We start from the raw sequence: 12,538 nt of genomic DNA, 5'->3' as shown, positions 1-12,538 counted from the left end.
TATACAACAAATTTGCAATAAAACAAGGTGATAACGCTGATTCTCTACTGTCGCATAGTCAGAACAACGGCTTACGCCGTGCGCTGTATCTCTCCTTTGAAAAGGAGAGGATTAGCGCAAAATTTATCCTAAAGAGCCACGAATGTTAGTTTGAACTTCTTACAGAGCTCCTCAACCTTTTCAGGTGTAACAACGTACGTTTTCCCTCCCTCAACGGCTATTCCTTTCCCGCCGAGCTTCTTTACCAGTTTAACCGTCTCAACACCTACCGTTGGAACATCTATTCTCATATCCTGTTTCTTCCTTGCTGCCTTACAAACGATAAATCCCTTTCCAGAGAGCTCTGCTCCCCTTCTTATACACTCATCAGTTCCTTCAACTCCCTCAACTGCAACAACAGTTCCGTTCTTTAAAACGACCGTCTGTCCTATATCAAGGCTTGCAATCTCCCTGGCTATCTCCATTCCCCTCTTCATCTCCCTTAACGTTTCCTCACTCGGAGTAATGCCTAAAACTTTTCCCTTTTTTAAAAGGAGATGTTCTAAAAACTCCTCTGGGGAGAAAATATCGACTTTTAATTTTTCTATTTCGTTAAAAACAGCCCTTATCAGCGTTTCAGGTTTAAAGTCCCTGACACTTGCTAAGACCTTTATAGCCTTTAGGTCAAAGCCTGAAAGGTTGAATGCAACCTTGTGTTCTATCTTTCCAAGGGAAGTTATTCTCTCTATTTTCCTCTTTTCAATCTCTTTAAGGAGCTTTCCCAGTTTAAACGGCTTTATCCAAACCGTTTCCTCTGAAAGCTCTGAAACCTTCCTGTCGGTTATCCCCTCAAGGGCAAAGGTTACAACGCTGACATTTCTTTCCTTGGCCGATTTTAGGAACTCTAAAGGGAGCTCCCCCTTCCCTGCAATTAAACCGATTCTACTTTTCTGCATCTTTCTTAATCTTATCAAGAACTGCATTTATGAACTTGTAGGAATTCTCATCCTCTCCGTAAACCTTTGCGAGGTCAACAGCATCGTTTATAACAACAGCAGGTGGAGAAATGTTTTCCTTCAGGAGTTCGTAGGCTGCAACCCTCAAAATAGACCTGTCCATAGGTAGAAGACGGTCTATTATCCAACCCTTTTTAAGGTGTTTTGAAATTTCTGAATCCACCTCAAGGAGGCTTCTAACTGCCCCCTTTACAAGCCTTTCTGAAAGCTCCTTAACCTCCTTCTTCTCCTTTCCCCTCTCCTCCTCAAGCTCCTCCCAGAAGGTCTCTGCAATCTCCTCAGGAGAGAATCCGGAGACGTCAACCTGGTACATTATTAGGTATGCATACTCCCTTGCCCTCTTTTTGTCCTTGTTAGTTAAATTCTCCATCAGCCTACCTCCTTGAGGAGGTTTACCATCTCAACTGCAGAGAGAGCTGCCTCCCATCCCTTGTTTCCTGCCTTTGCTCCTGCCCTATCTATCGCCTGTTCAACAGTATCCGTGGTAAGAACACCAAAGATTATCGGCTTTTCTGTTTCCAAGGATGCACTTGCAACGCCCTTGGAAACTTCGGCTGCAACATAGTCAAAGTGAGGAGTTTCTCCCCTTATTACTGCACCTAAGGCTATTACGGCATCAAACTTTCCACTCTTTGCCAGCTTCTTTGCAACGAGAGGTATCTCAAAGGAGCCGGGAACCTTGAAAATTTCTACATCCTCATCTCTACATCCGTGCCTTTTTAGGCAGTCTAAAGCTCCCTCAACCAACCTTTCGGTTATAAATGAGTTAAACCTTGATACAACTATTCCGAACCTAAAGCCCTCTGCCCAGAGTTTCCCTTCGTGAATTTTCATCCTTTCTCCCTTAGCAGTTGAAAAACTTACTGCACAATTCTTTTAGCGTTTTCTCTGCTCCCTCCATTATGTCCTTAACAATCTCCTCTGCAGACTCCTCTTTCTTAATGTACCCAACCACTTGACCGGCCATAACGGAGCCCCACTCCACGTCTCCCTTTTCAGCTGCAAGCCTTAACCTTCCCCTTCCAAGCTCCTCCAATTCCTCCTTTGGAGCTCCAGAAAACTCAAGTTCAGCAAACTTCTTGGTCAGTTTATTCTCGATTAGCCTAACAGGATGTCCTGTAGTTATTCCCGTTACTGTAACCTGGTTAAACCTGGCCTTTAGTATTTTTTCCTTGTACTTTGGATGAACGTTGCACTCCTTTGCAGTTAGAAATCTCGTTCCAACCTGAATGCCCTCTGCACCTAAGGCAAAGGCCGCAGCTGCTTGCTCTCCTAAAGCTATTCCTCCGGCCGCAATAACCGGAATACTTACTGCCCTAACAATGGAGGGAATAAGAACCATAGTTGTTAACTTTCCTATGTGTCCTCCTGCTTCCATTCCTTCAGCAACAACAGCGTCAACTCCTATTCTCTCCATCCTCTTTGCCAAGGCATCACTTGCAACAACCGGAATAACTTTTATTCCCTTCTCCTTAAATGCAGGAATGTACTTACCGGGATTTCCGGCTCCCGTAGTTACAACGGGAACTTCTTCCTCCAAACAGACCTTTATTATCTCCTCAGCGTTTGGCATCATGAGCATTATGTTAACACCAAAGGGCTTATCCGTCAGCTCCTTACACTTCCTTATCTCCTGCCTCAACTCCTCTGCACTTCTGCTTCCGCCGGCAATTATTCCGAGAGCTCCAGCATTAGAAACGGCAGCTGCCAATTCTGCATCCGCTATCCATGCCATTCCCCCCTGAAGGAGCGGATACTCAATTCCCAAAATCTCACACAGCCTCGTTTTTAACATTCTCCCTCCGATTAACTAAACTCGTCCTCCTAAAAACAGAATGTAAGGATAAGCCTCCTTTCTATTTTCCCACTCCAAATAATATTCATGAAAAGTGGAAAGAAACCAATATCCTAAAAAGGGCTGAAATTCAGCTAAAAAGTTTTTAGCCCGAGTTAACATTGTATTATAAATACCACTTATTAAATCATTCTCTATTAAGTCACCTTTAATTTCTTTAAAAACCTTTACGTCTTTTTTAGAACTTATAGCATAATAGATAGGAACAACCATAAGTACAAGTTTTTCTACCCCTTCCCATTTAACACTTCTGATTTGCTCAATAGCTTTTCCTAATAAAGTGAAGAGTTCTTTTTTTATACTTTTATCAAGGTTAAATTCTAGTTTTAGAGAATTGTAAGATATCCAACTAAATTTAGTTTCTACGATAATTTCTAAACCATTGTGAAATATAAAATAATCAACTCTTCCGATTTTTTCCTTGCTTCCATTAGTACTTCTATCTGTAAGTTTTTCCCTATCAACTGGGTATTCAGAAAAGACGATTTTCTCTTTAGAAGCCATTCTAAAAGCCGGAATGAGAACGGAAGGTAAAGTTTTTTCACCATATATAAATGGAAAATCTTCTAAATCTTGTCTTACAAAATTCATTGAAACGTTGGCAAAATTTTTCAATGATTCTAAAAGAAATTCATTTAATATCCTTGAAGACTTCCCTTTCAATTCAGATTTGAAATAAACCTTGCCATTTTTACCTAAATTTTCAAATTTTTCCATAAACTTCTCCAAGAACTCAATTTTCTAAAGCCTTACAATACAAGAACCCCAGGTGAATCCTCCACCAAAAGCAGTCATTAGGACTAAATCGCCACTCTTTACTTTTCCCTCTCTAACGGCTTCATCTAAGGCTATGGGAATTGAAGCAGCACTTGTATTCCCGTACCTATCAAGGTTTACAAAGACCTTCTCCTTTGGAATTCCTACCCTTTCAGCTACTGCATTGATTATCCTGATGTTTGCCTGATGAGGGATTAAGAGGGATATATCGTCAGCTTTTAATCCCGTCTTCTCTAAAACCCTACCGATTGAATCAACCATGGTCCTAACAGCAATTTTAAAAACCTCGTTACCCTTCATCCTAACGTAGAATGGATACTCCTCGTTTGAGCCGACGGAGGGAACGGCAAGGAGCTCGCCGTAGGAACCATCTGCCCCTATGTCAAAACCCAATACTCCTTCGTTATCGCTATGTTCTAGTAAAACTGCTCCTGCTCCATCTCCAAAGAGAATGCAGGTCGTCCTATCCTTCCAGTTAACAATCTTGGAAAACCTCTCTGCCCCTACAACTACAGCCTTTTTTACGTTCTTACTCCTCATTATGGAGTCTGCAACGTAAAGGGCGTAGATAAAACCTGAACATGCAGCGGATATATCAAAGACAACGGCACCCTTATTTTCTATCTTTGATTGGACTTTACAGGCAGTTGACGGGAAGAAGGCATCTGGAGTTGCGGTTGCAACTACGATTAATTCAACATCCTCTGGAGAGGATTTTCCGTTTAGAGCCCTTAAAACTGCCTCTGTAGCCATGTCCGATGTTGTCTCACCTTCGCTGATTCTCCTCTCCTTAATTCCCGTCCTTGTAGTTATCCACTCGTCAGACGTTTCGACCATTTTCTCCAAATCGGTGTTTTTAAGGACTCTATCTGGAACGTAGGAACCTGTTGAAACGATGGATACACCCATTTAACTACCCGTACCTCTCTATTTCTTCCTCAATGTGCCTGTTAAGTTCCGACTTAACAAATTGGGTTGCCGTTCTGATGGCGTTCTTTATTGCCTTGGCATTGGAACTTCCATGGGAAATTATAACAGGTGCTTTAATTCCTAAAAGGGGAGCTCCTCCCCACTCTGCATAGTCTATTCTCCTCTTGAACCCCTTTATTGCAGGCTTGAGGGTTATGGCCCCTATTTTTGAAATCCAACTCTTTTCTATCTCTTCCTTTAAAATCTTTGCAAGTATCTTTGCCAAACTCTCACTGAGCTTTAAAACCACATTTCCCACAAAACCATCACAGACAACAACGTCAAAATCTCCCGAGAATATGTCCCTTCCCTCGGCATTTCCGACAAAGTTTAATCCCTTTTTAGAGGCCTCCTTTAAAAGCTTGTATGCCTCCTTAGTCAGTTCGTTTCCCTTTCCTTCCTCTTCACCTATGTTTAAAAGACCTATCCTTGGGTTTTCCTCTCCTAAAACGTACTTTGCATAGGCACTTCCCATTATTGCAAATTGAAGGAGGTGGTTTGGTTTACAGTCAACGTTGGCTCCAACATCAAGGAGAAAGGTATGCCCCTTTAAGTTGGGAAAAATTGTTGTTATAGCTGGTCTTTCAATACCTCTAAGTCTCCCTATCGTAAATAGGGAGATAGCCATTACTGCACCGGTGTTTCCAGCACTAACAAAAGCATCGGCCTCTCCCTTCTTTAAGAGCTCCAATCCCTTATGAATTGAGGAATTTCTCCTCTTTAAAGCCTTTGAAGGCTGTTCGTCCATTGGGACTGAATCTTCAGCGTGGACGACTTCTATCTTCTCAGGTGGGAAAGAAAACTTCCGGAGCTCCCTCTCTACTAACTCCCTATCTCCAACCAGTAAAACGTTAACATCAAGCTCCTTAGCCGCTTGGACTGCTCCCATAACGGGAACATGGGGGGCATAGTCTCCCCCCATAGCGTCAAGGACAATTCTCATTTACTCCTCAACCTCTACTACTGTTTCCCCCTTGTAGTAACCACAGTGCTTACAAACTCTGTGGGGAAGCTTAGGCTGAAGGCAGTTTGGACACACAGAAATAGCAGGATTCTTTGCCTTCCAGTGGGTTCTTCTCTTGTCCCTTCTTGTCCTCGATACCTTTCTCTTTGGAACTGCCATCCTTCTACTCCTTATCCTTTAGTTTATTTTTTAACTCCTTGAGTTTGCTCTTCCAGCTCTCCTCTGCCTCTTCTTTTTCCTCCATATAGTTAACTCCCTCACACTCCTCACTACAGAGGGGTTTAACCGGTAAGTTGAGGAGAATCTGTTCCTCCGTTACCTCTGCAAGGTCAACTACACTTTCGTCCGAGAATTTTACATCAAGGTCGCTTCCCTTTATCTCTCCTCCACCAATTTCAGACGTGGGAAGCATCTTATAATCAAATTCGTTTTCTATCCTCTGCTTGTACTTCTTAAGGCACCTGCTACATGTAAGTTCAACTTCTCCGCTTATTTTCCCTTTAAACTGGTATCCAACGGCCTTCTTTGTTATTTCAACTTCCAACTCAAAGGGGGAGGAACTACTAACTTCCTCCTTTGGTAAGTTCATAATGGAAGGTTGAATAGTTGTTTTTACCTTCAAGGGTTCCTTTGCGGTAATTTCACTGAGATTTACTTTTCTCTTCACTTCTTCACCTTCTATAGGGTTGGGGAAAATTTCCAGCATAAAATTATGCTCGGGATTTTTCTTTGCAATTGGAGTTGAATTTTCCTAAGTTTAGAAAAAACTTTTATTTTCGGAGGATTAAGTTGAAAAGTCTAATTCTATCTGTTCCAGTGGTTTTCTCCCTATCCATAGGAGCTGTCGCAGCCGAAAAAGTTTTAGCAAAGGTAAACGGTAAGGCCATAACTGAAAAGGACTTAGACCAAATGATAAACTCACTTCCACCAAACTACCAGACACTAAAAAACAATCCACAGTTCAGAAAGCAGTTACTTCAAAATTTAATTAAAGAGGAACTTCTCTATCAGGAAGCAATTAAGGAAGGAATTGATAAGGACCCTCAAGTTCAAAAGGAAATTGAACTTATGAAGAGGAGAATACTCGTACAGGCCCTCGTTAGAAAGCACATAAAACTCTCTCCCGTTAGCGTATCAGACAGTGAGGCAAAGGCCTTCTACGAAAAGAACAAGGCAACCTTTAAGGATGCAAACGGAAAAACCATTTCGTACGATGTCATTAAACCCTTTATTGTAAAGAGTTTGCAGCAACAGAAGGAGAAGCAGGAGTTTAGTAGAGCTCTGAATAACTATGTTAACTCCGTTGAGAGAAAGTCAAAGGTTGAGATTTTAACTAAATAGGAGGAAAAAATGGGGCGATTACTTGCCCTCTTTTTTACCTTTTTATTTATCGCTGTTCCATCTTACGGTAAGGTTGTCGACTTCATAGCTGCAGTTGTAAATGGGGAGCCTGTCCTCTACAGTGAGGTTGTTGACTACGCTAAGAAGAACCACATTCCAGACTTAAGGGTAGCAAGGGACAAGGTAATTGAGAGGAAAATCCTACTTACAAAGGCAAAATCTGAGGGGATTACAGTTTCAGATGAGGAACTGAATAGAGCTCTTTCTAATTTCATTAAAAACAGTGGCTTTAAGAATAAAAAGGAGTTTGAGGAAGCCCTGAAGAAAGAGGGGTTAACCCTCTCTGATGTAAGAAAGAGTTTGAGGGAGCAGCTTCTCATTGCAAAGCTCATTGCAAGGGAAGTAAAGTCAAAGATTAGCGTAAGTGACTCTGAGGTTGAGGACGTATGCAAAAAGGAGGAGGGCAAACCTCTAAGAGACGTTTACTACATATACACAAAGAGTTCCGATAGAGCTGAAAAGGCCCTTGAGCTTCTAAAAAACGGTGTTCCCTTTGAAAAGGTTGCAAGGGAGCTCTCTGAGGACAAGGTAACTGGGAGTAGGGGAGGTTACCTTGGGAAAGTTTCACCCGGAATGTTGATTAAACCTTTAGACAGTGCCGTCTGGAGCTTAAAACCGGGTTCCTACAAGGAGGTAAGAACGAACAATGGCTTTTACATCGTATATGTGAAGTCTGAGGAGAAGGGGCACTGTGACAGGAACAGGATAAGGCAGGAGCTCTACATGAGAAAGTTCCAAAAGGCCCTAAATGACTACGTTGATAAACTAAAAAGGGAAGCGAGCGTTAAGGTTTACATGTAGTTCTGGAGGTTTTCCCCTTGGTTACTGTCAGGCTCAAATCCCTTGAGCGGATAGTTGAGGAGCTTAAGGGTTTCAAAAGAGTTTTTATCTTCGGGTGTCAGATAGGCTCTGCAAGGTGTAAAAACGGAGGACTTAGAGAAGCTTACAAGGTAGCGGGATTTTTGGAGGGAAAGGGGTTTAAAGTGACGGGGGTTAAGAGTCCCGGAGGAACGTGTATCCTTGAGAAGTTAACCTCAAAGAACCTGTTGAGAGAAGCTGAGGAATCTGCCGAGGTAATTCTCTCATTAGCCTGTGGAGCTGGAACTCAACTCATTGCTGAAAACGTGAAAATTCCAGTTAGGACGGGAGTTACAACTCTATTTATAGGTGTTGAGAGAGAAGGAAGGTTTTTTGACGAGTACTGTATTGCCTGTGGTGACTGTGTAATCTCCGATACAGGTGGAATATGTCCTGTTGCAAGGTGTCCTAAATCCCTTGTAAACGGGCCCTGCGGTGGAGCAATTGCAGGAAAGTGTGAGGTAAATCCAGACATTCCGTGTGTCTGGTACGAAATAGAGAGGAGACTGGAGATAATAGGAGAGTTAGAAAACGTAAAGGAAAACGTTCCTCCTAAGGATTACTCCAAATCGGTCTATCCAAGAAAGCTGATTCTGGAGGAGTAGTTTGACCTTTAGGGAAAAGGTAGAGAGTGGAAAGTTCGTTATAACTGCAGAGGTTGCACCCCCGAGGGGAACGGATTTTAAGCCTATCGTCGATGGAATAGAACCTTTAAGGGGAAAGGTTGATGCATTCAACGTTACAGACTGCCAGCGTTCAATGGTTAGGATGGGAGCTCTCCCAATGGCAAAGCTCCTCCTTGACTCTAAACTTGAACCAATTTTTCAGCTTACCTGTAGGGACAGAAACAGAATAGCCCTCCAGTCAGACCTTTTGGGAGCCTATGCCCTCGGAATAGAGAACGTCTGTTTAATGACGGGAGACTTTACAACACTGGGAGACCAGCCCGATTCAAAACCTGTCTTTGACGTTGATTCCGTTCAGCTCATTGAAATTGCTGAGAGGTTAAACTCAGGAGAACTGCTAAACGGTAAAAAGCTCAACGGAAAAACTTCCTTTTTTATAGGAGGCGTTTTTAATCCATTTGCAGGTCCGAAGTTCCTACAAGAACTGAAGTTAGAGAAAAAAATAAGGGCGGGAGCTAAGTTTATTCAGACCCAGCCGATTTACGATTCAAATTTGGCGAAAGAGGTTTCCGAGTTAATTTACTCGTTAGGTGCTACTCCTATAATAGGTATTCTTCCAATAAAAAGTTTGAAGATGGCAAACTTTATGAAGAAGCTAAATCCCACATCAGTTCCCAACTCACTGATTGAGGGGTTAGAGAGGGCAGAGAACCCTGAGGAGTATGGCTGGAAGTATGCAATTGACATTGCAAGCTCGTGTTTGGAGTTTGCAGGGGGAATTCACTTTATGTTGGTTGGAAAGGTTCACGAGCTTGCAAACTTCATCGATTATCTAAAGAGAGATTACAACCATAAGTTTTAGGAGCTCTTGAGAATGAAAGGGAATTTGCCTGTTCACGTTGGAATAATAATGGATGGAAATGGAAGGTGGGCCGTAAGGAGAGGTCTTCCAAGGATAGAGGGACACAGGAAGGGAGCAGAAACAACAGAGAAAATAGTAATTGCCGCAAAAAACATTGGAGTAAAGTATTTGTCACTTTATGCCTTTTCAACGGAGAACTGGAAAAGGCCGAGAGAAGAGGTTAACTTCCTCTTTTCCCTGATGTACGAGTACGTAAGGAGTAAGTTGGAGCTCTTTTTGGAAAACAACGTGAGGTTTAGAGTGATAGGGAGGTTATGGGAGCTCCCCGACTTTCTCCAGGAAGGTTTCGGTTGGATGGAGGAACAGACATCAAAGTGTAACGGAATGACTGCAGTCTTTGCCGTTAACTATGGAGGAAGACAAGAGATAGTTGATGCCGTTAACAGAATTATTGGCTCAGGAAAGGAAAAGGTAAACTTGGATGAGTTTAAGAACTACCTCTACATGCCCGAACTTCCCGACCTTGACCTTCTAATCAGGACAAGCGGGGAACTCCGAATCTCCAACTTTTTACTCTGGCAATCGGCATACACAGAACTCTGGTTTACAGATACACTCTGGCCTGACTTTACAGAAGAGGAGTTTAAAAAAGCCATCGAGGACTTTAGGAAGAGAGAGAGGCGCTTTGGTGGTATAAGATGAAAGAGAGAACAGTAGGAGCTCTTATCGTTGTAGTTTATGCACTTTTAATGATCCTCTCCCCCAAACCCCTATACGCTTCACTGGTTTACATGTTAGGAGTCTTTATTATTTCAGAACTCTTTAAAATGGCCTCTTTAGAGAAGTTTTTAACAGTTTCTGTGATAATTTACTCTTTAGTATTTATCCTTTCCACAAATCCTATAGTTGTTAGTCCATTTTTTCACAGTTTCCTCTCATCGGTTTTAATTGCATCTCCGGCCTTTCTCTTTCTGTCCCTATTTTCTTACGCCCTTATCGTTGATGGAAAAATTTCAGAAAGTTTCGTTCCGACTTTGGGATTTCTAATTTATTCAATATTCGGAATCATTTCCCTGTCACTCATATCCAAAAAGGAGTTTATTCTGCTTCTTTCAATTGTCTGGTCAACAGATACATTTGCCTACCTTACAGGAAAGTACTTCGGAAGGAGAAGGTTAATCCCCTCTGTTAGTCCTAAAAAGACGGTTGAAGGTTCAGCCGGGGGTTCAATTTTAGGAACTCTTATTTCCTATTTAGTTGCTGTTAAGTTATCAGTTTTTTCCCAAGGTTTTCAAACTTTCCTTCTTCTGTTTATGCTGACAGTGATTTCCCAGATTGGAGACCTCTTTGAGAGCTCCCTCAAGAGATTCTTCAACGTCAAGGATTCGGGGAAAACAATTCCGGGACACGGAGGAGTCTTGGATAGACTTGACAGTACATTGGCAGTTGCACCGTTTCTCTACGTAATTTCTGGAGGTTAATATGGAGAGAATTGAGATAGGTCATGGAAGTGGAGGAAAGTTAACGAGGGATTTAATTGAGGGACTCTTCTTAAAGTACTTTAAATCACCAGAGCTCCACTCCCTCCAGGATGCGACCTACCTTCCCGGATTTGAGAAAATCGCAATGACGACAGATTCCTTTGTTGTCCAACCTATCTTCTTTCCCGGTGGAGATATAGGAAAACTCTCGGTTGCCGGCACTGTAAACGATTTAACAGTGAGCGGTTCTGTTCCAAAATTCATCTCCGTCAGTTTTATCATTGAGGAGGGATTTCCTATAAGCGACTTGGAAAGGATTGTCTCATCAATCTCAAAAACTGCCGAAAGTGCGGGTGTCAAAATAGTGACCGGCGATACGAAGGTAGTTGAAAAGGGAAAGTGCGATGGAATATACATAAATACGACGGGAATCGGCGATGTGAAGAGGGAGTTATCCCCCAAGTTTGTAAAGCCCGGTGATGTAGTAATCGTTACGGGATTTATCGGAGACCATGGAATTTCCATTTCACTTTCAAGGGAGGAGTTTGAGGTTGAAACTGAAATTAAAAGTGACTGTGCTCCCTTAAACTCTCTGCTGGTTCCACTCTTTGACGTTCCGGGCTTAAGGTTTATGAGGGACCCTACAAGGGGAGGACTTGCAACTGTTCTTGTGGAGCTCTCGGAAACGTCAGGCCTTGGCGTGAGAATATACGAGGACAGGATTCCCGTCAGGGATGAGGTTAGGTTCATATGCGATATGTTAGGTTACGACCCACTGTACCTTGCAAACGAAGGAAAGGCAGTAGTTGTCGTTGATAGAAAGGATGCAGATAGGACGTTGGAAATTTTAAAGTCTCATCCCTTAGGAAAGAACTCTCAAGTTATAGGAGAAGTTACAGAGGAAAAGGGAGTGGTTTTGGTTACATCTGTTGGAGGAATGAGGAGACTGGAGCTCCTTGAAGAAGACCCTCTTCCAAGGATATGCTGATGAATCACTTAATTTTAACTGTAATTGCTTCTTACCTTTTGCTTCTCTTTGTCTCCTTTATCGATAGAACCTTTGGAGTTAAGGCCTGGAAGGAGCTGTTGGTAACCTCCTTTCTCTCCCTCATCCAGCTTTTACTAATAGCGTTTGTTATCCTCTACTTGGTTAAGCTGAAACTTACCGTAATCAATTTTCTATTTGTTCTCTTTTTCTTCTTCAACGCATCATGGATTTCCTACAGGCGGTTGAAACCATTTCCCTACCCATTCTGGAAGGTATTTCCCATTGTTTTTTTCTCAATTTCCCTCTCCTCATCCCTTGTTCTCTTTATTTTCTACCTCGTTGGAATATTAAACTTAAATGCAAATTCGATAATTCCACTTGCAGGGATAATTACCGCAGCGGGAATGAGAAGTTTATCCTTAGCTTTCAGATACTACAAGTCGAAGCTCAGGGATTTAGAGGACGTCATCTTAGGAATGTTTGCCTTAGGAGCTTCAGATTTAACCGTTTTTAAGTTTATATTCAGGGAACTTATAGACGACATTACCGTTCCCGTTAGGGACATGTTTCGCTCTGCAGGAATTGTTCACATTCCTGGGGTAATGGTAGGACTCTTACTTTCGGGAATATTTCCCCTAAAAGCTGCCGTCGTTCAATTTTCGATTCTCAGTGCAATGGTTTTTCAGTTCAGTGTTGTTCCGACAGTTGCCCTGTTTTTACTTGTTTACCTTTTTGGACTAAAAATAATTCCTGCGAGGTAGT

Annotated in this window: 17 protein-coding genes; 8 read left to right on the top strand and 9 right to left on the bottom strand. The window is 42.3% G+C overall.

Going from position 1 to position 12,538, the window contains the following annotated elements; genetic code table 11:
• Nucleotides 1–128: 128 nt before the first annotated feature.
• Genes FN732_RS01765 through FN732_RS01725 form a run of 9 tightly spaced genes read right to left on the bottom strand, consistent with a single transcriptional unit; the run spans nt 129 to nt 6,227 of the window.
• Nucleotides 129–962: an LpxI family protein gene (locus tag FN732_RS01765; protein WP_246051282.1), complete on the bottom strand. Its 834-nt coding sequence runs from the start codon at nt 960–962 to the stop codon at nt 129–131.
• Nucleotides 922–1,365: a transcription antitermination factor NusB gene (gene nusB, locus FN732_RS01760; protein ID WP_142934012.1), complete on the bottom strand. Its 444-nt coding sequence runs from the start codon at nt 1,363–1,365 to the stop codon at nt 922–924. The genes FN732_RS01765 and nusB overlap by 41 nt, the downstream gene beginning before the upstream one ends.
• Nucleotides 1,365–1,829, bottom strand: coding sequence for a 6,7-dimethyl-8-ribityllumazine synthase (gene ribH / locus FN732_RS01755; RefSeq protein ID WP_142934010.1), 465 nt, complete (start codon nt 1,827–1,829; stop codon nt 1,365–1,367). The genes nusB and ribH overlap by 1 nt, the downstream gene beginning before the upstream one ends.
• A gap of 10 nt (nt 1,830–1,839) precedes the next feature.
• Nucleotides 1,840–2,790: an enoyl-[acyl-carrier-protein] reductase FabK gene (fabK, locus tag FN732_RS01750; RefSeq protein WP_142934008.1), complete on the bottom strand. Its 951-nt coding sequence runs from the start codon at nt 2,788–2,790 to the stop codon at nt 1,840–1,842.
• A 15-nt stretch (nt 2,791–2,805) separates the two neighbouring features.
• Nucleotides 2,806–3,567 carry a hypothetical protein gene (locus tag FN732_RS01745; RefSeq protein ID WP_142934006.1) on the bottom strand — a complete coding sequence of 254 codons (762 nt, stop codon included), beginning with the start codon at nt 3,565–3,567 and terminating at the stop codon, nt 2,806–2,808.
• A gap of 24 nt (nt 3,568–3,591) precedes the next feature.
• On the bottom strand, nt 3,592–4,536 hold the full coding sequence (locus FN732_RS01740) for a beta-ketoacyl-ACP synthase III (RefSeq protein ID WP_142934004.1): 945 nt from the start codon (nt 4,534–4,536) through the stop codon (nt 3,592–3,594).
• A gap of 4 nt (nt 4,537–4,540) precedes the next feature.
• A complete protein-coding gene (gene plsX / locus FN732_RS01735; RefSeq protein ID WP_142934002.1) occupies nt 4,541–5,539 on the bottom strand; it encodes a phosphate acyltransferase PlsX in 999 nt (332 codons plus the stop codon).
• Complete coding sequence (rpmF, locus tag FN732_RS01730; protein WP_142934000.1) at nt 5,540–5,719, bottom strand: 50S ribosomal protein L32; 180 nt, start codon at nt 5,717–5,719, stop codon at nt 5,540–5,542.
• Nucleotides 5,720–5,723: 4 nt separating this feature from the next.
• Nucleotides 5,724–6,227: a YceD family protein gene (locus FN732_RS01725; protein WP_142933997.1), complete on the bottom strand. Its 504-nt coding sequence runs from the start codon at nt 6,225–6,227 to the stop codon at nt 5,724–5,726.
• 122 nt (nt 6,228–6,349) lie between these two features.
• Here FN732_RS01725 and FN732_RS01720 point away from each other — a divergent pair, with 122 nt between their 5' ends.
• The 8 genes from FN732_RS01720 to FN732_RS01685 are packed head-to-tail and all read left to right on the top strand — an operon-like array spanning nt 6,350 to nt 12,537.
• Nucleotides 6,350–6,901 (top strand): SurA N-terminal domain-containing protein, encoded by a 552-nt coding sequence (locus tag FN732_RS01720; protein ID WP_185954199.1) that lies wholly within the window; start codon nt 6,350–6,352, stop codon nt 6,899–6,901.
• Between the two features lie 9 nt (nt 6,902–6,910).
• The gene (locus FN732_RS01715) at nt 6,911–7,762 is read left to right on the top strand and encodes a peptidylprolyl isomerase (protein ID WP_142933993.1); all 852 of its coding nucleotides are present in this window, start codon (nt 6,911–6,913) and stop codon (nt 7,760–7,762) included.
• Nucleotides 7,763–7,779: 17 nt separating this feature from the next.
• Complete coding sequence (locus FN732_RS01710) at nt 7,780–8,424, top strand: methylenetetrahydrofolate reductase C-terminal domain-containing protein (protein WP_142933991.1); 645 nt, start codon at nt 7,780–7,782, stop codon at nt 8,422–8,424.
• 1 nt (nt 8,425) lies between these two features.
• A complete protein-coding gene (locus FN732_RS01705) occupies nt 8,426–9,307 on the top strand; it encodes a methylenetetrahydrofolate reductase (RefSeq protein ID WP_142933989.1) in 882 nt (293 codons plus the stop codon).
• Between the two features lie 12 nt (nt 9,308–9,319).
• On the top strand, nt 9,320–10,009 hold the full coding sequence (locus FN732_RS01700) for an undecaprenyl pyrophosphate synthase (RefSeq protein WP_142933987.1): 690 nt from the start codon (nt 9,320–9,322) through the stop codon (nt 10,007–10,009).
• Nucleotides 10,006–10,788 carry a phosphatidate cytidylyltransferase gene (locus FN732_RS01695; protein ID WP_142933986.1) on the top strand — a complete coding sequence of 261 codons (783 nt, stop codon included), beginning with the start codon at nt 10,006–10,008 and terminating at the stop codon, nt 10,786–10,788. Before FN732_RS01700 ends, FN732_RS01695 begins: the two co-directional genes overlap by 4 nt.
• 1 nt (nt 10,789) lies before the next feature.
• The gene (gene hypE / locus FN732_RS01690; RefSeq protein ID WP_142933984.1) at nt 10,790–11,776 is read left to right on the top strand and encodes a hydrogenase expression/formation protein HypE; all 987 of its coding nucleotides are present in this window, start codon (nt 10,790–10,792) and stop codon (nt 11,774–11,776) included.
• A complete protein-coding gene (locus FN732_RS01685) occupies nt 11,776–12,537 on the top strand; it encodes an ABC transporter permease (protein ID WP_246051281.1) in 762 nt (253 codons plus the stop codon). The genes hypE and FN732_RS01685 overlap by 1 nt, the downstream gene beginning before the upstream one ends.
• Nucleotide 12,538 lies beyond the last annotated feature (1 nt).

The organism is Balnearium lithotrophicum, assembly GCF_900182585.1.
Lineage (GTDB): Bacteria > Aquificota > Aquificia > Desulfurobacteriales > Desulfurobacteriaceae > Balnearium > Balnearium lithotrophicum.
The sequence above is the reverse complement of the archived record's forward strand: the minus strand, read 5'-3'. Positions and strand labels throughout refer to the sequence as shown.

What these genes read in the sequence shown, in the direction of transcription:
- nusB (WP_142934012.1), bottom strand. Translation starts at nt 1,365, where the DNA reads ATGGAGAATTTAACTAACAAGGACAAAAAGAGGGCAAGGGAGTATGCA.
- FN732_RS01765 (WP_246051282.1), bottom strand. Translation starts at nt 962, where the DNA reads ATGCAGTTCTTGATAAGATTAAGAAAGATGCAGAAAAGTAGAATCGGT.
- hypE (WP_142933984.1), top strand. Translation starts at nt 10,790, where the DNA reads ATGGAGAGAATTGAGATAGGTCATGGAAGTGGAGGAAAGTTAACGAGG.
- fabK (WP_142934008.1), bottom strand. Translation starts at nt 2,790, where the DNA reads ATGTTAAAAACGAGGCTGTGTGAGATTTTGGGAATTGAGTATCCGCTC.
- FN732_RS01685 (WP_246051281.1), top strand. Translation starts at nt 11,776, where the DNA reads ATGAATCACTTAATTTTAACTGTAATTGCTTCTTACCTTTTGCTTCTC.
- plsX (WP_142934002.1), bottom strand. Translation starts at nt 5,539, where the DNA reads ATGAGAATTGTCCTTGACGCTATGGGGGGAGACTATGCCCCCCATGTT.
- rpmF (WP_142934000.1), bottom strand. Translation starts at nt 5,719, where the DNA reads ATGGCAGTTCCAAAGAGAAAGGTATCGAGGACAAGAAGGGACAAGAGA.
- FN732_RS01715 (WP_142933993.1), top strand. Translation starts at nt 6,911, where the DNA reads ATGGGGCGATTACTTGCCCTCTTTTTTACCTTTTTATTTATCGCTGTT.
- ribH (WP_142934010.1), bottom strand. Translation starts at nt 1,829, where the DNA reads ATGAAAATTCACGAAGGGAAACTCTGGGCAGAGGGCTTTAGGTTCGGA.
- FN732_RS01740 (WP_142934004.1), bottom strand. Translation starts at nt 4,536, where the DNA reads ATGGGTGTATCCATCGTTTCAACAGGTTCCTACGTTCCAGATAGAGTC.
- FN732_RS01700 (WP_142933987.1), top strand. Translation starts at nt 9,320, where the DNA reads ATGAAAGGGAATTTGCCTGTTCACGTTGGAATAATAATGGATGGAAAT.
- FN732_RS01695 (WP_142933986.1), top strand. Translation starts at nt 10,006, where the DNA reads ATGAAAGAGAGAACAGTAGGAGCTCTTATCGTTGTAGTTTATGCACTT.
- FN732_RS01745 (WP_142934006.1), bottom strand. Translation starts at nt 3,567, where the DNA reads ATGGAAAAATTTGAAAATTTAGGTAAAAATGGCAAGGTTTATTTCAAA.